Annotated in this window: 28 protein-coding genes; 8 read left to right on the top strand and 20 right to left on the bottom strand. The window is 48.3% G+C overall.

Features of this window, described 5'->3' with window-relative positions:
- Positions 1–25 precede the first annotated feature (25 nt).
- Genes rpsQ through rplC form a run of 10 tightly spaced genes read right to left on the bottom strand, consistent with a single transcriptional unit; the run spans position 26 to position 4,622 of the window.
- Complete coding sequence (gene rpsQ, locus ACM67E_RS00780) at positions 26–289, bottom strand: 30S ribosomal protein S17 (RefSeq protein WP_416191773.1); 264 nt, start codon at positions 287–289, stop codon at positions 26–28.
- Positions 289–480 carry a 50S ribosomal protein L29 gene (rpmC, locus tag ACM67E_RS00775; protein ID WP_416191772.1) on the bottom strand — a complete coding sequence of 64 codons (192 nt, stop codon included), beginning with the start codon at positions 478–480 and terminating at the stop codon, positions 289–291. The genes rpsQ and rpmC overlap by 1 nt, the downstream gene beginning before the upstream one ends.
- Positions 480–896, bottom strand: a complete 417-nt coding sequence (gene rplP / locus ACM67E_RS00770; protein ID WP_416191771.1) for a 50S ribosomal protein L16 — start codon at positions 894–896, stop codon at positions 480–482. The genes rpmC and rplP overlap by 1 nt, the downstream gene beginning before the upstream one ends.
- The gene (gene rpsC / locus ACM67E_RS00765) at positions 880–1,575 is read right to left on the bottom strand and encodes a 30S ribosomal protein S3 (protein WP_416191770.1); all 696 of its coding nucleotides are present in this window, start codon (positions 1,573–1,575) and stop codon (positions 880–882) included. Before rpsC ends, rplP begins: the two co-directional genes overlap by 17 nt.
- A gap of 9 nt (positions 1,576–1,584) precedes the next feature.
- Positions 1,585–1,914, bottom strand: a complete 330-nt coding sequence (rplV, locus tag ACM67E_RS00760) for a 50S ribosomal protein L22 (protein WP_003675877.1) — start codon at positions 1,912–1,914, stop codon at positions 1,585–1,587.
- Positions 1,915–1,922: 8 nt separating this feature from the next.
- Positions 1,923–2,201: a 30S ribosomal protein S19 gene (gene rpsS, locus ACM67E_RS00755; protein ID WP_416191769.1), complete on the bottom strand. Its 279-nt coding sequence runs from the start codon at positions 2,199–2,201 to the stop codon at positions 1,923–1,925.
- 5 nt (positions 2,202–2,206) lie between these two features.
- Positions 2,207–3,040 carry a 50S ribosomal protein L2 gene (rplB, locus tag ACM67E_RS00750; RefSeq protein WP_416191768.1) on the bottom strand — a complete coding sequence of 278 codons (834 nt, stop codon included), beginning with the start codon at positions 3,038–3,040 and terminating at the stop codon, positions 2,207–2,209.
- A 12-nt stretch (positions 3,041–3,052) separates the two neighbouring features.
- Entirely contained in the window at positions 3,053–3,361 is a 309-nt protein-coding gene (gene rplW / locus ACM67E_RS00745; protein WP_198345309.1) for a 50S ribosomal protein L23, read from the bottom strand.
- Entirely contained in the window at positions 3,358–3,978 is a 621-nt protein-coding gene (gene rplD / locus ACM67E_RS00740; protein WP_416191767.1) for a 50S ribosomal protein L4, read from the bottom strand. Before rplD ends, rplW begins: the two co-directional genes overlap by 4 nt.
- A complete protein-coding gene (gene rplC / locus ACM67E_RS00735) occupies positions 3,978–4,622 on the bottom strand; it encodes a 50S ribosomal protein L3 (RefSeq protein ID WP_416191766.1) in 645 nt (214 codons plus the stop codon). Before rplC ends, rplD begins: the two co-directional genes overlap by 1 nt.
- 252 nt (positions 4,623–4,874) lie before the next feature.
- On the opposite strand from rplC, the gene ACM67E_RS00730 reads away from it, so the two are divergent.
- The 8 genes from ACM67E_RS00730 to ACM67E_RS00695 all read left to right on the top strand — a co-directional run bounded on the left by ACM67E_RS00730 (position 4,875) and on the right by ACM67E_RS00695 (position 10,864).
- Positions 4,875–6,116, top strand: coding sequence for a restriction endonuclease subunit M (locus ACM67E_RS00730; RefSeq protein WP_416191765.1), 1,242 nt, complete (start codon positions 4,875–4,877; stop codon positions 6,114–6,116).
- Positions 6,071–6,445 carry a hypothetical protein gene (locus ACM67E_RS00725; RefSeq protein ID WP_416191764.1) on the top strand — a complete coding sequence of 125 codons (375 nt, stop codon included), beginning with the start codon at positions 6,071–6,073 and terminating at the stop codon, positions 6,443–6,445. The genes ACM67E_RS00730 and ACM67E_RS00725 overlap by 46 nt, the downstream gene beginning before the upstream one ends.
- Positions 6,406–7,305 carry a DNA methyltransferase gene (locus tag ACM67E_RS00720; RefSeq protein WP_416191763.1) on the top strand — a complete coding sequence of 300 codons (900 nt, stop codon included), beginning with the start codon at positions 6,406–6,408 and terminating at the stop codon, positions 7,303–7,305. The genes ACM67E_RS00725 and ACM67E_RS00720 overlap by 40 nt, the downstream gene beginning before the upstream one ends.
- A 15-nt stretch (positions 7,306–7,320) precedes the next feature.
- Positions 7,321–8,028, top strand: a complete 708-nt coding sequence (locus tag ACM67E_RS00715; protein WP_416191762.1) for a hypothetical protein — start codon at positions 7,321–7,323, stop codon at positions 8,026–8,028.
- On the top strand, positions 8,028–9,173 hold the full coding sequence (locus tag ACM67E_RS00710; protein ID WP_416191761.1) for a DEAD/DEAH box helicase family protein: 1,146 nt from the start codon (positions 8,028–8,030) through the stop codon (positions 9,171–9,173). The genes ACM67E_RS00715 and ACM67E_RS00710 overlap by 1 nt, the downstream gene beginning before the upstream one ends.
- Positions 9,142–9,378 (top strand): hypothetical protein, encoded by a 237-nt coding sequence (locus ACM67E_RS00705; RefSeq protein WP_416191760.1) that lies wholly within the window; start codon positions 9,142–9,144, stop codon positions 9,376–9,378. The genes ACM67E_RS00710 and ACM67E_RS00705 overlap by 32 nt, the downstream gene beginning before the upstream one ends.
- Positions 9,379–9,463: 85 nt before the next feature.
- Positions 9,464–10,468 (top strand): IS5 family transposase, encoded by a 1,005-nt coding sequence (locus ACM67E_RS00700; RefSeq protein ID WP_416191759.1) that lies wholly within the window; start codon positions 9,464–9,466, stop codon positions 10,466–10,468.
- 204 nt (positions 10,469–10,672) lie between these two features.
- The gene (locus ACM67E_RS00695; RefSeq protein WP_416191758.1) at positions 10,673–10,864 is read left to right on the top strand and encodes a hypothetical protein; all 192 of its coding nucleotides are present in this window, start codon (positions 10,673–10,675) and stop codon (positions 10,862–10,864) included.
- On the opposite strand, the gene ACM67E_RS00690 is transcribed toward ACM67E_RS00695, so the two are convergent.
- The 10 genes from ACM67E_RS00690 to rpoC form a co-directional block, all read right to left on the bottom strand.
- The gene (locus ACM67E_RS00690) at positions 10,849–11,655 is read right to left on the bottom strand and encodes an integrase core domain-containing protein (RefSeq protein ID WP_416190995.1); all 807 of its coding nucleotides are present in this window, start codon (positions 11,653–11,655) and stop codon (positions 10,849–10,851) included. The two genes, ACM67E_RS00695 and ACM67E_RS00690, sit on opposite strands and share 16 nt — an antisense overlap.
- A 118-nt stretch (positions 11,656–11,773) precedes the next feature.
- Positions 11,774–12,085: a 30S ribosomal protein S10 gene (gene rpsJ / locus ACM67E_RS00685; protein ID WP_002642322.1), complete on the bottom strand. Its 312-nt coding sequence runs from the start codon at positions 12,083–12,085 to the stop codon at positions 11,774–11,776.
- A gap of 14 nt (positions 12,086–12,099) precedes the next feature.
- Positions 12,100–13,284 (bottom strand): elongation factor Tu, encoded by a 1,185-nt coding sequence (tuf, locus tag ACM67E_RS00680; RefSeq protein WP_416191746.1) that lies wholly within the window; start codon positions 13,282–13,284, stop codon positions 12,100–12,102.
- 97 nt (positions 13,285–13,381) lie between these two features.
- Positions 13,382–15,487: an elongation factor G gene (gene fusA / locus ACM67E_RS00675; protein ID WP_416191757.1), complete on the bottom strand. Its 2,106-nt coding sequence runs from the start codon at positions 15,485–15,487 to the stop codon at positions 13,382–13,384.
- An 18-nt stretch (positions 15,488–15,505) separates the two neighbouring features.
- Positions 15,506–15,976: a 30S ribosomal protein S7 gene (gene rpsG / locus ACM67E_RS00670; protein ID WP_002240962.1), complete on the bottom strand. Its 471-nt coding sequence runs from the start codon at positions 15,974–15,976 to the stop codon at positions 15,506–15,508.
- A 115-nt stretch (positions 15,977–16,091) separates the two neighbouring features.
- A complete protein-coding gene (gene rpsL, locus ACM67E_RS00665; RefSeq protein WP_002218431.1) occupies positions 16,092–16,463 on the bottom strand; it encodes a 30S ribosomal protein S12 in 372 nt (123 codons plus the stop codon).
- A gap of 183 nt (positions 16,464–16,646) precedes the next feature.
- Complete coding sequence (locus ACM67E_RS00660; protein WP_416191756.1) at positions 16,647–18,086, bottom strand: surface lipoprotein assembly modifier; 1,440 nt, start codon at positions 18,084–18,086, stop codon at positions 16,647–16,649.
- Between the two features lie 61 nt (positions 18,087–18,147).
- Positions 18,148–19,008, bottom strand: a complete 861-nt coding sequence (locus tag ACM67E_RS00655) for a factor H binding protein domain-containing protein (protein ID WP_416191755.1) — start codon at positions 19,006–19,008, stop codon at positions 18,148–18,150.
- A gap of 415 nt (positions 19,009–19,423) precedes the next feature.
- A complete protein-coding gene (gene glpQ / locus ACM67E_RS00650) occupies positions 19,424–20,470 on the bottom strand; it encodes a glycerophosphodiester phosphodiesterase (RefSeq protein ID WP_416191754.1) in 1,047 nt (348 codons plus the stop codon).
- A gap of 167 nt (positions 20,471–20,637) precedes the next feature.
- Positions 20,638–24,813 (bottom strand): DNA-directed RNA polymerase subunit beta', encoded by a 4,176-nt coding sequence (gene rpoC / locus ACM67E_RS00645; RefSeq protein WP_416191753.1) that lies wholly within the window; start codon positions 24,811–24,813, stop codon positions 20,638–20,640.
- Positions 24,814–24,891 lie beyond the last annotated feature (78 nt).

Here is a 24,891-nt window from a genome sequence, read left to right as displayed (position 1 = left end):
TATAAGTGCATTACCGTATCAAAAATTAAACAGTACGCGCCTTCTCAACCAGCTCTTTAACAATCCAAGATTTGGTTTTTGACAATGGACGAGATTCCGCAATTACTACAATATCACCAATACCATACTCATTATTTTCATCATGGGCATGGATTTTGGAAGACAAACGAATAATCTTACCGTATAAAGGATGTTTTACTTTACGCTCAACTAATACAGTTACGGTTTTATCCATTTTATCGCTTACCACTTTGCCTTGCAAAGTACGAACATTTTTTTCTACGCTCATTACTTAGCACCCTTTTCACTTAAAATGGTTTTAATACGAGCAATATCGCGACGTACACGTTTTAATTCACTTGGTTTACCCAACTGACCAGTGGCATTTTGCATACGCAAACCAAATTGTACTTTCAACAAGTCAAGCAAATCAGCATTTAATTGCTCAACGGATTTGTCTTTCAATTCATTTGCTTTCATTATTGACCTACCTGTCTTACTACAAAGGATGTAGGAATAGGCAATTTTGCCGCAGCCAACGCAAAAGCTTCACGAGCTAATGCTTCTGGTACACCATCCATTTCATACAAAACTTTGCCTGGTTTGATTTCAGCAACGTAATATTCAACATTACCTTTACCGCCACCCATACGAACTTGAATTGGTTTTTCTGTAATCGGTTTATCAGGGAATACACGAATCCAAATACGACCGCCACGTTTAATATGACGAGTCATTGTACGACGCGCGGCTTCAATTTGTCGAGCAGTTAAACGGCCGCGGCCTACTGCCTTCAAACCAAATTCACCAAAGCTTACTTTGTTACCGCGAGTGGCAATACCAGTGTTACGGCCTTTATGCTGTTTACGGTATTTCAGTCTAGTTGGCTGCAGCATGACGACTACCTGCCTTTCTTTGTTTTTTCTCTTGCTCAGGTTTGACGGCAGTTTTATCGTTGCCTTCAGTATAAACCCAAACTTTCAGACCTAACACGCCATAAGTAGTGTTGGCTTCACTAGTCGCATAATCAACATTTGCACGCAAAGTATGCAAAGGCACACGACCTTCGCGGTACCATTCACTACGTGCGATATCCGCACCATTCAAACGACCAGAAGTCATGATCTTGATACCTTTAGCACCGGAACGCATTGCATTTTGCATAGAACGTTTCATTGCACGACGGAATTGGACACGTTTTTCCAATTGCTGAGCAATACTGTCTGCAATAATTTGTGCATCCAATTCAGGTTTGCGAATTTCTTCGATATTCACGTGAACAGGCACCCCCATCAAGGCCTGCAGGTCACGTTTCAAAATTTCGATGTCCTCACCTTTTTTACCGATTACCACACCTGGACGGGCCGAGTGGATGGTAATACGTGCAGATTTAGCAGGACGCTCAATCACCACACGGCCAACAGAAGCATTTGCTAAACGGTCACGCAGATAATTACGAACATCAATATCTTGTTTCAATACAGTCGCAAATTCGTTGCTTTTAGCAAACCATTTTGAAGACCAGTCTTTAGTTACCGCCAGGCGAAAGCCTGTAGGGTTAATCTTTTGTCCCATAGCTTTTCCTTAGTTGCCCACTGTCACATTAATATGACAAGTTTGTTTTTCAATGCGGTTACCGCGACCTTTTGCACGAGCTTGGAAACGTTTCAAGCTTGGGCCTTTGTCAACGAAGATAGTTACCACTTTCAGCTCATCAATGTCCGCACCATTATTGTGCTCGGCATTAGCAATCGCTGATTCCAAAACCTTCTTAATCAACTCCGCACCTTTTTTAGGGCTGAATGTCAAGATATTCAAAGCTTGGGCAACGTCTTTACCACGAATCAAGTCAGCCACCAAACGAGCCTTTTGAGCTGAAATACGGGCATTTTTATGTTGTGCATTTACTCTCATGATTCACCTTATTTCTTTTTGGCCTTTTTATCAGCCAAATGGCCTTTAAAGGTACGGGTCAATGAGAACTCGCCTAATTTATGGCCAACCATGTTATCGCTGATGAATACAGGCACATGGGTACGGCCATTATGTATAGCAATAGTCAAACCGATAAAATCAGGCAAAATGGTAGAACGACGCGACCACGTTTTAATTGGACGCTTATCGTTACTTGCACGAGCGGCATCTACTTTTTTCAGCAAATGCAGGTCTACATATGGGCCTTTTTTCAATGAACGAGCCATATTAATTAACCTTTATTTGAGTAACGACGACGGACAATCATATTATCCGTGCGTTTGTTATTACGAGTACGGTAACCCTTGGCAGGAGTACCCCATGGGCTAACTGGTTCGCGCGCTTCACCAGTACGACCCTCACCACCACCATGAGGGTGATCAACAGGGTTCATCACAACACCGCGGACAGTCGGACGAATACCGCGCCAACGATTGGCACCGGCTTTACCGATTTTTTTCAGGCTTTGCTCCTCGTTACCCACTTCGCCAATGGTAGCACGGCAATCAACGTGGATTTTACGTACCTCACCGGAGCGCAAGCGTACTTGAGCGTATACACCTTCTTTTGCCAACAATACAGCAGAAGCACCGGCAGAACGTGCAATTTGCGCACCTTTACCCGGTTTCATTTCGATACAGTGAATAGTGGTACCGACAGGTATGTTGCGGATTGGCAAAGTATTACCAACTTTAATTGCTGCTTCCGCACCTGAAACCAATACCGCACCTGCTTGAATGCCTCGTGGCGCAATAATGTAACGACGCTCACCATCTGCATAACACAGCAAAGCGATGAAAGCGGTACGGTTAGGATCGTACTCGATACGCTCTACTTTTGCTGGGATACCGTCTTTACTGCGTTTAAAGTCAACTACACGGTAGTGTTGTTTATGGCCGCCACCTTTATGACGAGTGGTAATATGGCCATTGTGATTACGACCGGCAGTAGAATGTTTCTTTTCCAACAAAGGCGCATAAGGCGCACCTTTGTGTAAGCCTTCTGCAACTACGCGAACCATGCCGCGACGACCTGCAGAAGTTGGCTTCATTTTAACGATTGCCATTTTCTATATTCCTTATTCTGCAGCTGCAGCAGCGGCTTCCAAATTCAACTCTTGACCGGCAGCCAAGCTTACGTAAGCTTTTTTAACATCGCTGCGACGACCTAAAGTACGACCAAAACGTTTAGTTTTACCTTTGATGGTAACAGTAGTAACAGAAGCAACTTCCACACCAAACAGCAATTCAACAGCTGCTTTGATTTCAGGTTTGGTTGCATTTGCCAATACTTTAAACGTCATTTGATTACGTTTTTCAGCCAACACGTTGCTTTTTTCAGAAACGATAGGTGCCAAAATCACTTGAGTCAAACGTTGTTGATTCATACCCATTGCTCCTCTAATTGTGCAACCGCATCTTTGGTCATGATTACTTTTTTGTAACGCAACAAGCTGTAAGGATCAACTTGCTGAGCTTCCAAAACCAGGACATTCGGTAAGTTGCGTGAAGCCAAGTAAACATTCTCATCCAGCTGTTTGGTTACAAACAGCACTTGCTCCAAACCCAAATTCTTCACTTGTTCAGCAAATTCTTTGGTTTTAGGCGTATTTGCATTCAATGCATCGATTGCAAACAGACGTTCGTCACGAACTAATTGAGACAAAATAGTCGCCATACCTGCACGGTACATTTTACGGTTCACTTTTTGAGTGAAGTTTTCGTCAGGTTTGTTAGGGAATGCACGACCGCCTTTACGCCACAATGGAGATGAAGTCATACCTGAACGGGCACGACCGGTACCTTTTTGGCGCCATGGTTTTTTGGTTGAGTGTTTTACTTCAGCACGGGTCTTTTGCGCACGGTTGCCTGAGCGGGCATTTGCCAAGAACGCATTTACAAGCTGATGCACCAATGCTTCATTGTATTCACGAGCAAACAAAGCATCAGAAACAGCCAAGCTGCCTGAAACCTGTCCTTTAGCGTCAATAACTTTTAATTCCATTACGCACCTACTTTCACGCTTGGACGTACCACGACATCACTGTTAACCGAACCAGGAACCGCACCTTTAACCAACAGCAACTGGCGTTCAGCATCTACGCGCACAACTTCCAATTTTTGAACTGTTGATTTGGTATTACCGTATTGACCGGCCATGCGCTTACCTTTGAATACGCGACCAGGGTCTTGAGCCATACCGATAGAACCTGGGACACGGTGTGAACGGGAGTTACCGTGAGAGGTACGTTGAGAATCAAAGTTATGACGTTTGATGGTACCGGAGAAACCTTTACCTTTAGAGGTGCCGGTTACATCAACCAATTGACCTACTTCAAACATTGAAACAGTAATTTCGTCACCGGCTTTCAATTCAGCCAGTTTTTCTTCAGTCAAAGCAAATTCAATCAAACCGCGACCGGCTTCAACACCCGCTTTTGCAAAGTGACCGGCTTCAGTTTTATTGACACGATTCGCTTTTTTCTGACCAAAGGTAACCTGTACGGCAGTGTAGCCGTCAGTATCTTTGGATTTTACTTGCGTAACGCGGTTAGCAGACATATCCAAAACGGTTACCGGAACAGAAACACCCTGTTCGTTAAACACGCGGGTCATACCAACTTTGCGCCCAACCAGACCTAAAGTCATGATTATTTTCCTTTTAGTAAAGGGACAAGCTACGATTGGCTTGTCTTTGGACAAAGATAAAAACTTGATACAGATGTACCAAGTCCGCCATTATAAACCTCTTTGCAAAAAAATATCAATAAAAACTTAGCGTTTTCGCCAAAGAGGCCGTCTGAAAGCCGCCACAGCATTTTCAGACGGCCTCCGATTCACAGTGAAGCGCAATTCCATTACAATCTTTTGCTTGTCCTATATTGCTTGCAAAGGGAAAACATGAATCCGCTTACCGAACTGCAAACCAAGCTGCGCGAAATCTTTCAAATCGACCGTCCTGATTTGGATTTCGGCATTTATAAAATTCTCAACAGCAAAGCGCAGGAAATCGAACATTACCTGCTGCAAAAGCTGCCGCAAACCGTACAGGCCGCGTTTTCAGACGGCCAAAGCAGCCAAACCGCCGCCTGGCAGCAAGAACTGGATGCGTTAACAAAAACCCTGTCCGATGCAGGCGTGCCGCTTGAGCAAAGCAGCAAATATCAGGAACTCAAAAACAAAATCGCTGCCGCCGCTCAAAGCAATGCCGGCGAGGAGCGCGATATCTACAACCATCTGCTGACCTTCTTTTCGCGTTACTATGAAACGGGCGACTTTATCAGCCAGCGACGCTACAAAGGCGATGCCTACGCCGTGCCGTACAGCGGCGAAGAAGTGTTACTGCACTGGGCGAACAAAGACCAGTATTACACCAAATCAGGCGAAAACTTCAGCAACTACCGCTTTACCCTTTCAGACGGCCGCCGCGTGTTTTTCAAACTCGTCAACGCCAACACCGCCAAAGACAACGACAACAAACGCGCCTTTGTCTTAGCGGAATACCGCGCGCCCGAATACGATGAAGAAGGCGAAATCCTCCGCGAAGAAATCTTACCAATCAGCCAAAATGCAGACGGCAGCCAACTAACCATCTGCTTTGCCTACCAAGTAGTTGATAAAAAAGCCAAACAGGCCGATTTGGCGGCTGCGGAAATCCTTGCCCACGATTGCGTACAACACGCTTTTGCCGAACTCAAAGCAGCAGCTCCCACCGAGAGAAATCCAAGCCGTACCGTACTGGAAAAGCATTTGTCGGACTACACGCAAAAAAACACAGCCGATTATTTTATCCACAAAGACCTTGGCGGTTTCCTGCGCCGCGAGCTGGATTTTTATATTAAAAACGACGTCATCAAGCTGGACAATATCGGCAGCGAAGCAGCATTGTCAGGCAGTCTGAAACCAATCCAAACCTTGCGCACCATCGCCAGCGACATCATCGCCTTTCTTGCCCAACTGGAAAACTTCCAGAAAAAGCTGTGGGAAAAGAAAAAACTGGTGGCCGGCGTGCATTACCTGATTACGCTCAACCACTTCCAATCCATGCCGTCTGAACTGCTGGACGAAGTATTGACCAATCCGCAGCAACGCGAACAATGGAAAAATCTGTTTGCAGTCAAAGACTTACCGCTCTCGATTTAAATTTAGCTGATACGTCAGGCCCTTACGCGGCTTTAAGCGTAGATACCTCTCTCTTTCCCGCCGCCTTCCAAGCGCGCGTCTTGTCCGAACTTTCGCAACACTTTTCAGACGGCCTCGATGCCCATCTCAACGGCACGCTGATTCATGCCGACAATTTCCAAGCCCTGAATTTACTGCAAGCCCGCTATCGGGAGCAGGTGAAATGTATTTATATTGATCCGCCGTATAACACGAATGCTTCGGAAATTATTTATAAAATGGGTATAAACATTCTAGCTGGATTAGCCTTATGCAAGATCGTATTCATCTCGGCCTTAAACTTGGGATGAGTTCCTCAGTACAATTCACTGCAATTGACCATGCGGAATTATTCAATCTTGGCAAATTGCAAGATGCCATTTTTAAGGAAGAAAATAGGATTGCAATTATTCCTATACAACACAATCCCAAAGGTAGAAACCAAGCCGTTTTCTTTTCGGAAAACTGTGAATATATGTTTTGTTATGCGAAAGATATTTCAAACGCCAAATTTAACCAAGTTGCCATAGATGATGATGTTCTAGAGACTTTTACAGAGCAAGATGAAAAAGGTAAGTTCCGTTTTGAAAATTTCATTCGAGCACGAACATCTTGGTCAAGAAAAAACAAACCAAACAACTGGTACCCTATTTACGTAAGTCAAGATTTAAAAGAAATTAGCCTAGAATGGAAACTTGGGTTTACTGAACTTTATCCACGAACTGATAGTGGGGATTTTGCATGGAAAGTAATTCCAGAAAGTTTTATTGAACATAATAAAAATAATGGATACTTTCAAGCAAGAAATGAAAACGGGAAAATTGCTATTTATCATAAATATTATGAGCAACAAGTTTTCAAAAATTTTTGGTCTCAAAAAAAATACCAGTCTGAATTTAATGGTACAAACCTTTTAAAAGGAATCTTAGGTCAAGCATTGTTTAGCTTCCCTAAATCAATTTTTGCTGTTTCTGACAGTATTAAAATTGTTTCAAGCAAATATGACATCATCCTCGACTACTTCGCCGGCAGCGGCACCACCGCCCATGCCGTTATCAACCTCAACCGCGAAGACGGCGGCAACCGCAAATATATTCTGGTCGAGCAAGGCGGATATTTCGATACGGTGTTGAAACCGCGTGTGCAAAAGGTGATTTACGCGGAAAACTGAAAAGACGGCAAACCTATGCCGTCTGAAAAAAGCAGCCGTAGTGCGGATGCCAACCCACCGCTTTCAGACGGCATCAACAATAAAACGGCAGCTTATGCCCTCAATACGCCGCACAACGGCGTGTCGCAAATCGTGAAAGTTCTGAAGCTGGAAAGCTATGAAGACTGCCTGAACAATCTGGTATTGCACAATCCGAACGGCGATTTGTTCGCCACGCTGCCCGAACAGGCACGGCGGGATTATGTGTTGCGCTATATGCTGGACGTGGAAAGCCGCGGTTCGCTGCTGAATGTGGCGCATTTTGAACGGCCGTTTGACTATGTGATGGAGATTGCCGCCGATTCGGCAGGCGCATCGGTGCCTACCCGCGTGGACTTGGTGGAAACCTTCAATTATCTCTTGGGCTTGACCGTGGTTTCGTGGGCCGACCGCCGTTTTGACAAGGGCTATGTCTTGGTCACGGGACGGCAGCCGAATCATGCGGAGGATGAAACCACCCTGATATTGTGGCGCGACTGTACACAGTGGCCGGACGACAAGCTGGCGGGACTATTCGACAAGCTGGCGGTTAATCCTCAAGAGAGTGAGTTTGCGGCGGTGTATGTGAACGGCGACCATACGCTGACCACCGCCTGGAGCAATGCCGACGGCGAATCAGGCCGTCTGAAAATCCGTCAAACGGAAGCGGCGTTTTTGGATTTGATGTTTGGGGGGAATGTGTGATGGCGGCAAAACCAACGGCCAGACATTCGGCCAACATCACTTTCCATGATCATTTGGTGCTGAACCGCTGGCTGCTTTCGCTGTTTCACAAGCAGGATTTGCCCACATTAAAAGCACAGATGGGCGGCGATGATTATGAAGGCTTGGCGCAAGATGGGCAAAGCAGGTTTTTCCACCAGCTTACCGGCGTATTGTTTTTCGGCGAAGGTACGGGTTTGTCCGAGGCGGATTTGCGCCGCTATGATTTGAATGTGGTGCGCCACTGGCAAGCGGTAACGGCGCGGCGCAACAGGCACAGCGGCCATGAATTGCAAATGAAGTATTTCCAATATTTGTCGCTGATATTCAGTGAGGTTTATCTGGATTGGTATTTCAACCGCCGTGATAGGCTGCTGGCCGAATTGAATGCCCAATTGAACCGCTATCGCGAGAATTTGGGCGCCGAGGCGAAAAATTTTTCGCCTTATGCGGAACAAGAGCTGAACAAAATCGCGTTTTGGAATGCCACGGGCAGCGGCAAAACGCTGCTGATGCACGTCAATATCCTGCAATATCTGTCTTATTTTTCAGACGGCACAGGCCGCGGCAAGCCGGATAAAATCATTGTGCTGACGCCAAACGAAGGTTTGAGTAGGCAGCACGTTGCCGAACTGGCCTTATCGGGCTTTCAGACTGCTTTGTTCGATAAAAACGGGCAGGCACGCAATTACACGCTGAATATTGATGATTTGAACAGCATCGAGGCGGAAGTCATCGATGTGAACAAGCTGGCCGATAAAGCGGGCGACAAAACCGTGGCGGCTGAGCATTTCGCCGGCAATAATCTGGTGCTGGTGGATGAAGGCCATCGCGGCAGCAGCGGCGAAGAATGGCTGAAACGGCGCGATGTGTTAGTGCGCGGCGGTTTTTCTTTTGAGTATTCGGCCACCTTGGGGCAGGCGGCGGGCAAGGGCAAAACCTTGGCCGACACCCGCTTTGAACAGCAAAAGAAAAATGCCTTGGCGCATTTCGGCGCAGCCAGGCAGAGTGATTTGAGCAAGGAGCAAAAAGCCCTGATTCCGGCTTTGCCGCTCACACCGGCAGCAGGAGCAAACGGCACGGCAGACGGCGGTCATGGAAACTTATGCGAAAACGGTGCTGTTTGATTATTCGTATAAGTTTTTCTATGCCTACGGCTACGGTAAAGACAGCCTGATTCTGAATTTGAAAAACGAAAGCGATTATTTCGCGCAACATGAAAAGCTGTATTTCACCGCCTGCCTGCTTTCGTTTTATCAGCAGATGTATTTGTTTGAAAACCATCAAGGCCGAGACCTTTTCAAAACCCTTGTAAAAACCCATACAAAGTAACCATAGTTACCAAATATTCCAATACTTCCCAAACACCCTAAAATCCTCTAAATTCCCTTTAAGCCGAATTTAGAGGATTTTCTTCATGAGCAGCTTCTTCAAACAAACTGCCGAAACCATGGTTGGCAAGAACCTTGACCGCTTTCCCCTACTCAAAATCCAGCTCATTATCGACCGGCAACCCATTGCTGATTATCTCGAACAGCAAAAAGGCCGCTATGCCCGTCATAACGGCGGCCGTCCCGCCTATTCCTTACTGTCCATGTTTAAAGCCGTCTTACTCGGCCAATGGCACAGCCTATCCGACCCCGAACTCGAACACAGCCTCATTACCCGTATCGACTTTTACCTCTTCTGCGGTTTTGACGAACTCAACACCCCCGACCACAGCACACTGTGCCGTTACCGCAACTGGCTGGCACAAAACAATCTGCTTGCCCAATTACTGGATTTGATTAACCGACAATTAACCGACAAAGGCTTAAAAGTCCAAAATGCCAAAGCAGCCGTCATTGACGCCACCATTATCCAAACAGCCGGCGGCAAACAGCGGCGGGCGATTGAAACCGATGAAAACGGTGTGGTTTCGGAAAACACTCCCAGCAAAGACCAAGATGCCCGCTGGGTAAAGAAGGACGGTAAGTTCAAACTCGGCTACAAACAGCATACCCGTACCGACCATGAAGGCTATATTGAGAAACTGCACATCAGCCCCGCCAACGAACACGAATGCAACCACTTTGAACCGTTGCTGCAAGATATTGACGAAGGCACCAAGGTTTATGCCGACAAAGGATATGACAGCAAAGCCAATCGAGCCTTACTGCAACATAAAGGGCTTTCAGACGGCATAATGCGTAAGGCGCACCGGGGGCATCCGTTGACAGAGGACGATAAGGCAAGAAACAAGCAATTGTCGAAAACGCGCTATGTGGTGGAACAAAGCTTTGGTACGTTACACCGTAAATTCCGCTACCACCGTGTGGCTTATTTCGGTTTGTTGAAGGTGACTGCGCAAAGTCATTTGAAGGCGATTTGTATCAACCTGCTGAAAGCTGCCAACAGGCTTCGTGTGTCTGCTGCTGCATGAAAAGGGGGAAGTATGCCTGAAGATAGGGAATTACAGGTAATGATGGGGTATTTGATGTTAAAAAAAAGCTTACTTAGTAACCTAAGTAAGCTTTTTTTGTGATGGGTAGGGTTTTGCAAAGGTCTCAGGCCGTCTGAAAGAATGGCAGATTGAAAAACCGCTGATGGTGTTTGTCGGCAATATATCCAGCTGTTCGGGCGCGGTGTGCGCTTGAAAGGCCGCGGTTTTTCACTCAAGCGCAGTCTGCCGCAAGAGCGCCCGAAAGGCGTGTTTTTGGAAAAGCTGGAAACGCTGAATATTTTCGGCGTGAATGCCGATTATATGGACAAATTCCGCGAGTATCTCGCCGAAGAAGGCGATGTAAGAAATAACCGGGTTGTTTACACAACAGGTTGAGAAAAATAATCCTCCAAAGTCTCAAAAGGCGTCCTGCCTTTCAAGCTGCCGTGCGGCTTGACCGTATTGTAGAAATTCACAAAGCGGCACAATTCCCTGCGCCGGTGTTGCGCATCGTCAAATGTCTGCTTATCGTGCCACATCTCCATCAGCGTCCGAATCACCCGTTCCGCTTTGCCGTTGGTCTGCGGACGCGCAATACGGGTAAACTTCTGCACGATGTTGTTGCGGCAGCAGGCAGCGCCAAACGGGTGGGATGCATTGCCTTTGTATTCCACTCCGTTATCCGAGTATGCGCATTCGACGGTGTACGGGCAGCAGTCAATCACATCCCTCAACAGAAACTTGGCGGCACTGGCAGCCGTACGGTCGGGCAAGATGGCTGCGTACAGTTCGCGGGAGTAGTCGTCGATGGCGACAAACAGGTATTCGAACGGGTCGGCAACGCTTTGGTTTTTCAGCCGCGGCAACCGTTTGGTATCGAAATGCACCATTTCGCCGGGATAGGATTTGTTGTAGCGTTTAGCCTGTTTTTTGAGCTTTTCTTCGATGGCTTTTTCAACCTTAGCCAAACGTTTCATCCCGTATTTTGCTTGTTTGAACCGGTTGTTGGTACTGTTTTGCGGTGTGAGCAGCTGCAGCCGTGCGGCTTTGAGGATACGGTAGATGGTTACTCTGCTGACTTGGTATTGCCGGGCAAGTGAAGTAACGGTAATTTTATCCTGTGTATAGGCGCGCCAAACGGCTTGACGTTGGTGCGGTGTAAGTCGGGTATTTTTGTGGATGTTCATGGCAGTATTGTCTTTCAAATACTGTAAACAACGCTAGCTTTTCTTACATCTCAGACGGTCTATTCTTAATAAATAAAGAAACCGAACGGTTTTATCCGTTCGGTTTTTAAAGCAACGATTATTGGACTTTAATTTCCACGTCAACACCGGCCGGCAAGTCCAGCTTCATCAGTGCATCAGTGGTTTTATCGGTCCAGTCCACGATGTCCATCAGGCGCAAGTGGGTGCGGATTTCCAATTGTTCACGCGAAGTTTTGTTCACGTGTGGAGAACGCAAGATATTGAAACGCTCGATTTTGGTTGGCAAAGGAATCGGACCTTTTACCACAGCACCAGTACGTTTAGCAGTTTCAACGATTTCTTGAGCAGAGCGGTCGATCAAGCTGTAATCATAAGCTTTCAAACGGATACGGATTTTTTGGTTTGCCATCTCACAACATCCTTTTAAGCGATTACAGAAGAAACAACACCGGCACCGACTGTACGGCCGCCCTCACGGATCGCAAAGCGCAAGCCCTCTTCCATGGCAATCGGCGCAATCAGCTCGACAGTAATAGTCACGTTCTCGCCCGGCATCACCATTTCTACGCCTTCTTCCAAAGTTACCGCACCGGTAACGTCTGTCGTACGGAAGTAGAATTGCGGACGGTAGTTTGCAAAGAACGGAGTATGACGGCCGCCTTCTTCTTTGCTCAATACGTATACTTCCGCTTTGAATTTGGTGTGCGGAGTAATCGAACCCGGCTTAGCCAATACCTGACCGCGTTCAACTTCTTCACGCTTGGTACCGCGCAACAATACACCTACGTTATCACCTGCCTGACCTTCGTCCAGCAATTTGCGGAACATTTCCACACCGGTACAAGTGGTTTTTGCAGTGTCTTTCAGACCTACGATTTCGATCTCGTCACCTACGTGGATGATACCGCGTTCTACACGACCGGTTACTACGGTACCGCGACCGGAGATTGAGAATACGTCTTCGATTGGCAACAGGAACGGTTTGTCAACGGCACGTTCCGGAGTCGGAATGTAGCTGTCCAATGCATCGGCCAATTCAAAGATTTTGGCTTCGTAAGCTTCGTCGCCTTCCAAAGCTTTCAATGCAGAGCCTTGGATAATCGGGCAATCGTCACCAGGGAAATCGTAGCTTGACAACAAGTCACGGATTTCCATTTCAACCAACTCCAACAGCTCGGCATCATCAACCATATCGCATTTGTTCATGAATACCAAGATGTACGGTACGCCTACTTGGCGACCCAACAAAATGTGTTCGCGGGTTTGCGGCATAGGGCCGTCAGCGGCTGATACCACCAAAATCGCACCGTCCATTTGTGCGGCACCGGTAATCATGTTTTTCACATAGTCGGCGTGACCGGGGCAGTCTACGTGCGCGTAGTGGCGGGTCTCGGTTTCGTATTCTACGTGTGAGGTATTAATGGTAATACCGCGCGCTTTTTCTTCAGGTGCATTATCGATTTGGTCGTAAGCTTTCGCCGAACCACCGAATTTTTTAGCCAAAATAGTCGTCAGCGCAGCTGTCAATGTGGTTTTACCATGGTCAACGTGACCAATGGTGCCAACGTTTACGTGCGGCTTGCTACGTTCGAATTTTTCCTTAGCCATGAGCTAATTCCTTTACATAAAGATCAATTAAAGAACAATGGCCGTCTGAAATATATATATATTCAGAGTTTCAGACGGCCTGTATACAAAGACTAAATCAGCCTTTGCGAGCTTCAGTTACGGCAGCGGCAACGTTCGCAGGAGCTTCAGCATATTTTTTGAATTCCATTGAGTAGGTTGCACGGCCTTGGGTTGCAGAACGCAAGTCGGTAGAGTAACCGAACATTTCAGCCAATGGCACTTCAGCGCGTACTTTCTTACCGCCGATACCATCATCATCCATGCCCAACACGATACCGCGACGACGGTTCAAGTCACCCATCACGTCACCCATATATTCTTCGGGCGTTTCCACTTCAACCGCCATGATTGGCTCCAGCAAAGCCGGAGAGGCGCGACGCATACCTTCTTTAAATGCTTGAGAAGCGGCCAATTCAAACGCCAATTGAGATGAGTCGACATCGTGAGAAGAACCGAATACCAAACGTACACGGACATCTACCACAGGGAAGCCTGCTACCACACCGTTAGGCAGGGTATCACGAATACCTTTATCAACTGAAGGAATGAATTCGCGAGGAATCACACCACCTTTAATTTCGTCGATAAATTCGTAACCTTCGCCACCTGGTTCCATAGGCTCCAATTTGATCACAACGTGACCATATTGACCTTTACCACCAGATTGCTTGGCGTGTTTGTATTCAGATTCTACTTCCTTACGGATGGTTTCGCGGTAAGCCACTTGAGGCGCACCAATGTTGGCATCCACGCTGAATTCACGTTTCATACGGTCAACAATAATTTCCAAGTGCAACTCACCCATACCGGAAATAATGGTTTGACCTGACTCTTCGTCCGTACGAACACGGAATGAAGGATCTTCTTTAGCCAAACGGTTCAAAGCAATACCCATTTTCTCTTGGTCGGCTTTGGTTTTTGGCTCAACGGCAACATGGATCACCGGCTCTGGGAATTCCATGCGCTCCAAGATAATCGGCGCATTTTCAGCACACAGCGTTTCACCGGTAGTCACATCTTTTAAACCGATGGCGGCTGCAATGTCACCCGCACGTACTTCTTCGATTTCCGTACGGTCCGCAGCAGTCATCTGCACCAAACGGCCAACACGCTCACGGGTGCCTTTTACGGAGTTCAATACGGTATCGCCGGATTTAACCACCCCGGAATAAACACGGATAAAAGTCAAGTTACCTACATATTTGTCGTTCAACATTTTGAACGCCAAAGCAGAGAATGGAGCTTCATCGCTGGCTTCACGTTGGTCAGCTGCTTCGCTGGAAGGATTCACACCTTGCACCGGCGGAATGTCGGTAGGAGCAGGCAGCAATTCAACTACAGCATCCAACATACGTTGGACACCTTTGTTTTTAAATGCAGAACCACACAGCATAGGTTGGATTTCACCGGCCAAAGTACGTTGACGCAAGGCACCAACGATTTCTTCTTCGGTAAGATCTTCACCGCCCAAGTATTTATCCATCAGCTCTTCATTGGCTTCCGCTGCGGCTTCAATCATGTTTTGACGCCATTCTTCAGCAGTATCAACCAAATCGGCAGGAATATCACCATATTCAAAAGTCACGCCCTTATCTTCTTCATTCCAGATAATAGCCTTCATTTTCAACAGGTCAACTACGCCTTCGAAATTATCTTCCGCGCCTACCGGGATAACAATCGGTACAGGATTCGCGCGCAGGCGGGTTTTCATTTGCTCAACGACACGGAAGAAATTCGCGCCCTGACGGTCCATTTTGTTAACGAATGCCAAACGCGGCACTTTGTATTTGTTAGCCTGACGCCATACGGTTTCAGACTGAGGCTGTACACCACCCACCGCGCAATAAACCATTACCGCACCATCCAATACACGCATAGAACGCTCTACCTCTACGGTAAAGTCAACGTGTCCCGGGGTATCAATAATATTAAAACGGTGTTCTTTAAACTGCTTCGCCATACCTGACCAGTAAGAAGTTACGGCAGCAGAAGTAATGGTAATACCGCGCTCTTGCTCTTGTTCCATGTAGTCGGTGGTTGCCGCACCATCATGAACCTCACCCAGTTTATGCGTCAAACCGGTGTAAAACAAAATACGTTCGGTTGTGGTGGTTTTACCCGCATCAATATGGGCAGAAATACCGATATTGCGGTACAGGCTGATTGGGGTCTTGCGAGCCATTGTAATAGCCTTTCAAAATTAGAAACGGAAGTGAGAGAATGCTTTGTTGGCTTCAGCCATACGGTGAACTTCTTCACGTTTTTTCAGCGCGCCGCCACGGCCTTCGGCCGCATCGATCAATTCGCCTGCCAAACGCAAGTCCATAGATTTCTCACCACGTTTGCGGGCTGCATCGCGCACCCAGCGCATTGCCAAAGCCAAGCGGCGTGAAGGACGAACCTCAACAGGAACTTGGTAGTTTGCACCACCTACACGACGGCTTTTCACTTCCACGATAGGTTTGGCATTAGCAATGGCTTCATTGAATACTTCGATTGCTACTTTACCGGTTTTTTTCTCGATTTGCTCCAAAGCACCGTAAACGATACGTTCGGCAACCGATTTTTTACCGTCAATCATCAATACGTTCATGAATTTAGTCAGCTCGACGCTGCCGAATTTAGGATCCGGCAATACATCGCGCTTGGGGACTTCTCTACGACGTGGCATATCAATTTCCTTTAAATCTATTCAGTCGGGACTATTCCCATGAATACCCAACCGGGTATTCACTTACTCGGCCGTTTTTCAAACTAGGCGGCCGACGTGCCTAATGAAGTCCGAATTACTTAGGACGTTTCGCACCGTATTTGGAACGGGCTTGTTTACGGTCTTTAACACCTGCAGTATCCAAAGAACCGCGTACAGTGTGGTAACGCACACCCGGCAAGTCTTTTACACGGCCGCCGCGAATCAGCACGACGCTGTGCTCTTGCAGGTTATGGCCTTCACCGCCGATGTACGAAATCACTTCGAAACCGTTGGTCAGGCGGACTTTACATACTTTACGCAATGCAGAGTTAGGTTTTTTAGGGGTAGTCGTGTATACACGGGTGCATACGCCGCGTTTTTGCGGGCAGGCTTCCAGTGCAGGCACTTTGTTTACGTACACGGGCTTTTGACGGCCTTTGCGTACCAATTGGTTGATAGTTGGCATATTTTCTCGTCCTGTTGAGTTAAATACTTGCCGACACCATGCCGACAAGAGCGAAATTATAGTTTTTTTGCAAGCACTTAGTCAAGCACTGCTCGGAACAAACCCAGCAATTTCCGTTTTCGGATAACCATTTGGCCACAGTAGGCCGTCTGAAAACAAAATATCGGAACAGTCAATAAATTCTCAAAATGCTTTTTCCACACTCATAAACCATTCTTTACTGCTTCTCGAATAGAAAGCAGGCATGTTGCTTCTGATATTCGCATAACGGAAATTCAACTGCGGCGTCAATCCCCGCCATGAAATTTTCCGATGCCACAATGCGGCACCTGCCTGATACTCGTGATCGCGGCGGGTAAATCGGTAAACCAGTTCCGCCGGTGCTTTAAACTCGCGCCTCATGTAGCCTGCATTGGCCCGAAAACCGATACCGCTTTCAAACTGTCTGACACCGCCCAAATGGATACCGTAACGCCAAGACGCCTGTTCGCGCTCTTTCGTGTCGTCGTTGATGCCGCTTATGCCGCCATACACCAGCGCTGTCGGTGAGATGCGGTAGCTTAACGCAGCACCCGCCGCCGTGAGCCTGCTGTCGTAACGTTCGGCTATTTCTTTGTCTTGATAACGTTTTTCACCAAATTGGACATACTGGCTCATCCGCCACCGCTCTTTCAGACGGCGGTTATAATCAGCCGCCACACCCACATGAGAGACATAACGGCTGTCATCCAACCAGTTTTGCTCAATATACGGCTGTATGCCGAACTCCTGCCGGCTGTTTTGATGACGGTAGCCGGCACTTATACGCACGGTCTGCTCGTTGTAATCCTGCGCATCCCAATAATGCACACCGCTGCCGTTTAGGCCGAAGCGGATAAAATGGTTTCCGACTATATTGTAGGTACGCTCCACCCCCAAGGCATAACGTATGCCGTGCGCACTTTTGGGCAGACTGTCTTCGGTTTTATGCCACGTCAGACCTTCCCATTCGACTTGGCGAACGGGCGACGCATTATTCACATTGTCCGTCTGCTCGTAATTGACATGGAACACAGGCTGCCAGCCTTGTGCTTTTTTTGCCGCTTGGGCGTATTGCCCGGCAAGTTCGCGCATGGCGGGCGGCAAATCTGCCTGCGCCTTTTGCAGTTGCCGCTCCGCTTCCCGATATTGTCTGTCTTCAAAAAGCATCACGCCCAAATCGAAACGCGGATAAACCAAATCCGGCTGCTCCGCCACGATTTTGCGGTAAAGCACCACCGCTTCGCCATGACGGGACTGCTCCCGCCGCAGCGCACCCAATGCGTAACGGTACAGCGTTTTGTCATGTTGCGGCTGCGCGGCGTATTGATGCAGCAAATCGGCCAGCTTTTTCCAGTCTTTGGTCAGCAGCGCTTTGTTGATTTGCTGCTCCGGCCCGTCGCCTTCGACCAATTCGTTCCATTGAGGGGCATTTTCCGGCAAATTTTCAGACGGCCATTGTTCAGACGGCATGGCAGGCGCTTTGTCAAAACTGACCGGCTCTTGCGGCACATCCAAGACTTTGCCCTCTTCGGCATATGCTGCGGAACAAGCAAACAAGGCCGAAATCAGTAAGGTTTTCCGTATCATTTTGTTTATTATCATATAAAGGCCGTCTGAAAACTTTCAGACGGCCTACAGGTTAAAGACTCTGCATCAACAGGCGCTATTGTTTTTTACCGCCGAAACCGACTACGCCTACATCTTTGCCAGGGGATTTCTCTTGGAGAACCATACCGGCGACTTCATCTGCGTTCGGACCGAAGAAGCCGAGTGCATACCTTCCACTCAAACCGCTGTTTGAACGTGCAGTTGAGCCGATGCCATGGCCAGTAACTTCCATACCGTCAGGATTGCGATGAGATATTTCACCGATTCGGCCTTCGTGCAGCGTAATACCATCGGCAATATCAGTAATGAAACCGCTGCCTGTCTTAGCGGCGAAATCGACGGTGTAATTGAATTTACCGGATTGCTCCTGACTCAGAGCCTCGCCGACATAGTTGAATTTACCGCTGCTTGGCAGGGTTTGGGTGGCATAGCCTCTGACGGTGTCAAAATCTACATCTTCTGCATCTAAAGTTTCTCTAAATCCAGGGGCGGTAACCGTACCCCCCTTAACCTCTACCCCTGCTACAATTGAATAAGGCTGTTGGTAGATATGCAGAATACTGTCGCGTATCGCTTTGCCTTTACTGCCTTCCGCTGTTGTTCCTGTAGCTTCTTCCGTGATCTTAATCCGTTGCAGGCCTTCACCCAAACCGCTTAAATCGATATTCCCCGACTTATAGGTTTTCCCGTTAATTTTCACGCTGTAGCTATCTACTTTTACGTCATACGCCTCTTCTAATTCCCCAATAGCTTGTTCTTTTTGAGCAGATACTGAAACTACTTTGTTGTCTTTTGTCGGTGTGCTGTCGGTACTCAGCGACTGACTGCCACCTCCACCTCCGCCACACGCTGCCAAAGTTAAAGCCAAAAGCGTTGCCGCCGTGATTTTGCTGACGTTTCGATTGAATGTGTTCATTGAAATACCCTTCTTTAAATAAAGTTAAAAATCGTGTTAGTTTGTGCCAAGTTTCAGCAGGTAAAATCTACCCCCCCCCCCCCGCACTTTTGTAAATGTCATTTACTTTTCTTTACTGTGAGTGATTACTTGCACGACTTTTACACAACAAGCCAAGTCGTTTGCAAAGCTCAGTTTGAACCTGAAAATTTATGCCCGCCATTAGCTGCGCGGGGGAATCCAGAATTTTAACTCTCCGGATGGCTAAATATTGCTGAAGCCGACAGAGCCGGATTCCCGCCTGCGCGGGAATGACGGATTAGAGGTTTTTGAGCATTTTCAGGTTTTACAAAGGGTTCAGGCCGTCTGAAAACTTATCTCGGCTTTGATGCTTTGACGTGATTTTCAGACGGCCTGTGACTTGTCGAATCGTGTTTTAACGTTTTAAATAGCGTACCAGTGTGTCGGGGAAATCGGTAAAAATACCGTCGGCTTCGGCCTGATTGAATAAAGCTGCATACAGTTCATCGATGTTTTTGACGTATTTGGGCAGCGTCTCCTGTCGGACGGTATAGGGATGCAGTTGCAAACGGGTGGACTGTATGTCGGCAACCATCGGCGTTACGGCAATGCGGCCGGTGGTGGATTTCTTCTCGTCGAGCAGCATATACCACGCCGGGCCGACGCCGTCGGCATAGCGTGCGATTTGTTTCATCGCGCCGGGCTTGTGCATCCAATCGTAATCGTAGTTCACCCATTTACCACCTTTTTTCTCTTGGGTTTCGCCCCAATCGGTATAGGCGACCAGCTGCACCAGCTTCACGTTCATGCGCATTTTCGGCAATAACTCTGTTTTGATGCGCTTGAGTTCGTTAAAGTCGAATGTCTGCAAATAGACGGCATCGGCCTTGCCGGTATAGCCGTATTGTTTCAGCAGTTTCAAAGTGGCTGCCGCGATGTCTTTGCCTTCCTGATGATGCAGCCAAGGGGCTTTGATTTCGGGATAAATCCCGATGGTTTTGCCTGTGGACTGTTCCAAGCCTTTGACAAACTGCAATTCTTCTTCAAAGGTATGGATGCGGAATGTGCTCTGCCATAAAGGAAACCGCTTGGGATACACGGGAACCTGCTTACCTGCTTCGGATTTGAAGTTTTCGGTCATTTCCAACGAACGGATTTCCGCCAATGTAAAATCCATGACATAGTATTTTCCGTCGCTTCGCGCCCGCGTGGGAAATTTTTTCGCTACATCGGTCAACCCGTCTAAGAAATGATCATGGATCACCACCAAATGATTGTCTTTGGTCATGACCAAATCCTGTTCCAAATAATCTGCACCCTGCCCTACCGCCAATGCTTTGCTTGCCAGGGTGTGTTCGGGCAGATAGCCGCTTGCGCCGCGGTGCGCAATCACCAATTTATCCACTGCCATTACGTCAAAGGTTGCTACGCAGGCGGCAACCGCCAATATCCATTTCTTCATCTTTTTTGTTCCCATGTCGGTAAAGTTAAAACAGGGTCATCATACGTTCCGTATGTGACAAAAATACGAAAAAAGGCCGTCTGAAAACAACGTTCCTTAAACAATATGTCTAACGGATTGTTATTTTCAGACGACCTCAGCCATCTAAGTGGGATATTTAAATCGGTTTATTCTGCCGAACCTTCAACCTGCACTTGTTCGGCTTCTTCAACGTGATTCTGCTGACGGCGGCTGCGGTGGTAGGTCAAACCGGTACCGGCAGGAATCAGACGGCCTACGATGACGTTTTCTTTCAAGCCGCGCAATTCGTCCTGTTTGCCCATAATCGCGGCTTCGGTCAACACGCGGGTGGTTTCTTGGAACGATGCGGCCGAAATGAAGCTGTCGGTCGACAACGATGCTTTGGTAATACCCAGCAACACGTTTTCGTAACGTGCCGGCTCTTTACCTTCGGCAATCATTTTTTCGTTCTCAAGCATCACGTCGCTGCGCTCGACTTGTTCGCCGGTAATGAAGCCGGTATCGCCCGAATCAGCAATGTTCACGCGGCGCAACATTTGGCGGATGATGACCTCGATGTGTTTGTCGGAAATCTTCACACCTTGCAGGCGGTAAACTTCCTGCACCTCTTGAACGATGTAGCGCGCCAAAGCTTCGATACCTTGCAGACGCAGGATGTCGTGCGGATCAACTGCACCGTCAACGATGGTTTCGCCGCGGTTCACCACTTGGCCGTCATGTACCAAAATCTGTTTCTCTTTGGAAATCAGGGTTTCGTAGGCTACGCCGTCCACGTCGGTAATAATCAGACGCTGCTTGCCTTTGGTTTCTTTACCGAAGGAAACGGTACCGGTGATTTCGGCCAGCATACCGGCATCTTTCGGAATACGCGCTTCAAACAGTTCGGCCACACGCGGCAGACCACCGGTAATGTCGCGGGTTTTGGATGATGCTTGCGGGATACGCGCCAATACATCACCCTTGCCGATTTCCTGGCCTTCGCGTACGGTAATCACGGCACCCACGGGGAAAGCCATCGATACGGGAGTGGAAGTACCCGGAATACAGATTTCCAAACCGTTTTCGTCCAACAGTTTCACAGTCGGACGCAATAATTTAGACGTACCGGCGGAGCGGCGTTTGCCGTCAATCACGACCAAGGTGGACAAGCCGGTTACATCGTCGGTTTGCTTGGCAACGGTTACGCCTTCCTCGACGTTTTCGAATTTCACCAAACCGGCATGTTCGGTAATCATCGGACGGGTATGCGGATCCCAAGTCGCCAAGGTTTGGCCGGCTTTGATGGCTTCGCCGTCTTGTACCAGCAAAATCGCACCGTAAGGCACTTTGTGGCGTTCGCGCTCACGGCCGATGTCGTCGTGAATCACGACTTCGCAAGAGCGGCCGATGACAACCAGTTCGCCTTTGTTGTTGGCAACATAGCGCATTTGGCTGCTGAAGCGCGCCGTACCGTTGGATTTGGCTTCCACTTGGCTGGCGGCGGCGGCTCGGGAGGCAGCACCACCGATGTGGAAGGTACGCATGGTCAACTGTGTACCCGGTTCACCAATCGATTGGGCGGCAATCACGCCGACTGCTTCGCCCGCATTGACCAGCTTACCGCGTGCCAAGTCGCGGCCGTAACATTGCGCACACAAACCGTGACGGGTTTTACAGGTAATCGGCGTACGCACTTTCACTTCGTCAACACCGGATTGGTCAATCATGTCCACGAGTTTTTCGTTCAATAACGTACCGGCTTCAACCAATGTCTCGCCTGTTGACGGATCAACCACATCAGAAGCCGTCACACGACCCAAGATACGGTCGCGCAAGGCTTCAATCACGTCACCGCCTTGTACCACAGCTTTCATCACGAAGCCGTCTGAAGTGCCGCAATCGTCTTCCACCACCACCAAGTCTTGAGTTACGTCCACCAAACGGCGGGTCAGGTAACCGGAGTTGGCGGTTTTCAAAGCCGTATCCGCCAAACCCTTACGCGCACCGTGGGTCGCAATAAAGTATTGCAATACGGTCAGACCTTCACGGAAGTTGGACGTAATCGGCGTTTCGATAATCGAGCCGTCCGGCTTGGCCATCAGGCCGCGCATACCGGAAAGCTGTTTGATCTGTGCTGCCGAACCACGGGCACCTGAGTCGGCCATCATGTAGATGGAGTTGAACGACTCTTGATCCACTTCTTTACCTTCGCGGTCGATGACTTTTTGAGTAGACAGGTTATCCATCATCGCTTTGGCGATGCGGTCACCTGCACGACCCCAAATATCGACCACTTTGTTATAGCGTTCGCCGTTGGTTACCAAACCTTGGCGGTATTGGTCTTCGATTTCCTTCACTTCGGCATTGGCTTCTGCCAGCAATGCCGCTTTCTCTTTCGGAATTTCCATATCGTCGACCGCAATCGAGATACCGCCTTTGGCTGCATAGGCAAAACCGGTATACATCAGATGGTCGGCGAAAATGACGGTATCGCGCAAACCGCACAAACGGAACGACGCATTAATCAGCTTCGAAATCTCTTTTTTCTTCAAGGCCTTGTTAATGTATTCAAAAGGCAGACCTTTAGGCAGAATTTCGCTTAACAGGGCGCGGCCTACGGTAGTCTCGTATCGTGTCACCACCGGCTCCAACTCGCCGTTTTCGTTTTTCACCCATTCACGCAGGCGGACGGTAATTTTCGTACCCAACTCCACTTGTTTGGTGTGGTAAGCACGGTGTACTTCTTTCACGTCGGCAAACAGGCTGCCTTCGCCCTTGGCGTTGATGCGGTCGCGGGTCATGTAATACAGACCCAATACGATATCTTGAGACGGTACGATAATCGGTTCGCCGTTGGCCGGAGACAAGACGTTGTTGGAAGCCAACATCAGCGTGCGCGCTTCCATTTGCGCTTCAAGGCTCAATGGAACGTGAACAGCCATTTGGTCACCGTCGAAGTCGGCGTTGAACGCGGCACACACCAATGGGTGCAACTGAATGGCTTTGCCTTCAATCAGAATCGGTTCGAACGCTTGAATACCCAACCGGTGCAGTGTCGGTGCACGGTTCAGCATAATCGGATGTTCGCGGATGACTTCTTCCAAGATATCCCATACTTCGGGCACTTCTTGCTCAACCAATTTTTTGGCGGCTTTAACGGTGGTTGCCAAGCCCTGTTTTTCCAACTTATGGAAAATAAACGGTTTGAACAGTTCGAGTGCCATTTTCTTCGGCAGACCGCATTGATGCAGACGCAGGTAAGGGCCGACGGTAATCACGGAACGGCCTGAGTAGTCCACACGTTTACCCAACAGGTTTTGACGGAAACGGCCGCCCTTACCTTTAATCATGTCGGCAAGAGATTTCAATGGACGTTTGTTGGCGCCGGTCATGGCTTTACCGCGACGGCCGTTATCCAGCAGACTGTCGACCGCTTCCTGCAACATACGTTTTTCGTTACGCACGATGATGTCGGGCGCATTCAACTCCAACAAGCGTTTCAGACGGTTGTTCCGGTTAATCACGCGACGGTATAAATCGTTCAGGTCAGAAGTGGCGAAACGACCGCCATCCAAAGGAACCAACGGACGCAAATCAGGTGGCAATACCGGCAGCACGTCCATAATCATCCACTCGAGTTTCATTCCTGAACGGTGGAATGCTTCCAATACTTTCAAACGTTTGGCGATTTTTTTGATTTTGGTGTCGGAACCGGTTGATTCCAATTCTTGGCGCAATAATTCAACCTCGCCTGCCACGTCTAATGTGCGCAGCAATTCACGGATACCTTCGGCACCCATTTTCGCGTCAAAATCGTCGCCGTATTCGTCCAATTTGTTGTAGTAATCGTCTTCAGTCAGCAATTGGCGGCGTTGCAGCGGGGTCATGCCCGGATCGGTAACCACGAATGCTTCAAAGTACAGCACTCGTTCAATGTCGCGCAACGTCATGTCCAATACCATGCCCAAACGTGACGGCAGCGATTTCAAAAACCAAATGTGCGCAACAGGTGCAGCCAATTCGATGTGCCCCATGCGTTCGCGGCGCACCTTGGACAAAGTCACTTCCACACCGCATTTTTCACAGGTTACACCTTTGAATTTCAAGCGTTTGTATTTACCGCACAAACATTCGTAGTCTTTTACCGGGCCGAAAATTTTGGCACAGAACAAACCGTCACGCTCAGGTTTGAACGTACGGTAGTTGATGGTTTCCGGCTTTTTCACTTCACCGTAAGACCAAGAGCGGATGGTATCGGGAGAGGCAATGCCGATTTTAATGGCATCAAACTCTTCTTCCATGCCCGCCGTTTGCAACGGATTAAATAAGTTCAACAAATTCATTTTTGCTCCTTAAAGGAAGTATTTTTACCGCGTGGCGGATAAGGATTCGGGCTACTGACTCAGCTTTCAGACGGCCTT

Origin of the sequence: Neisseria sp. CCUG12390, assembly GCF_047837985.1 — a bacterium.
GTDB lineage: Bacteria > Pseudomonadota > Gammaproteobacteria > Burkholderiales > Neisseriaceae > Neisseria.
This window is presented reverse-complemented; position numbering and strand designations above follow the sequence as displayed.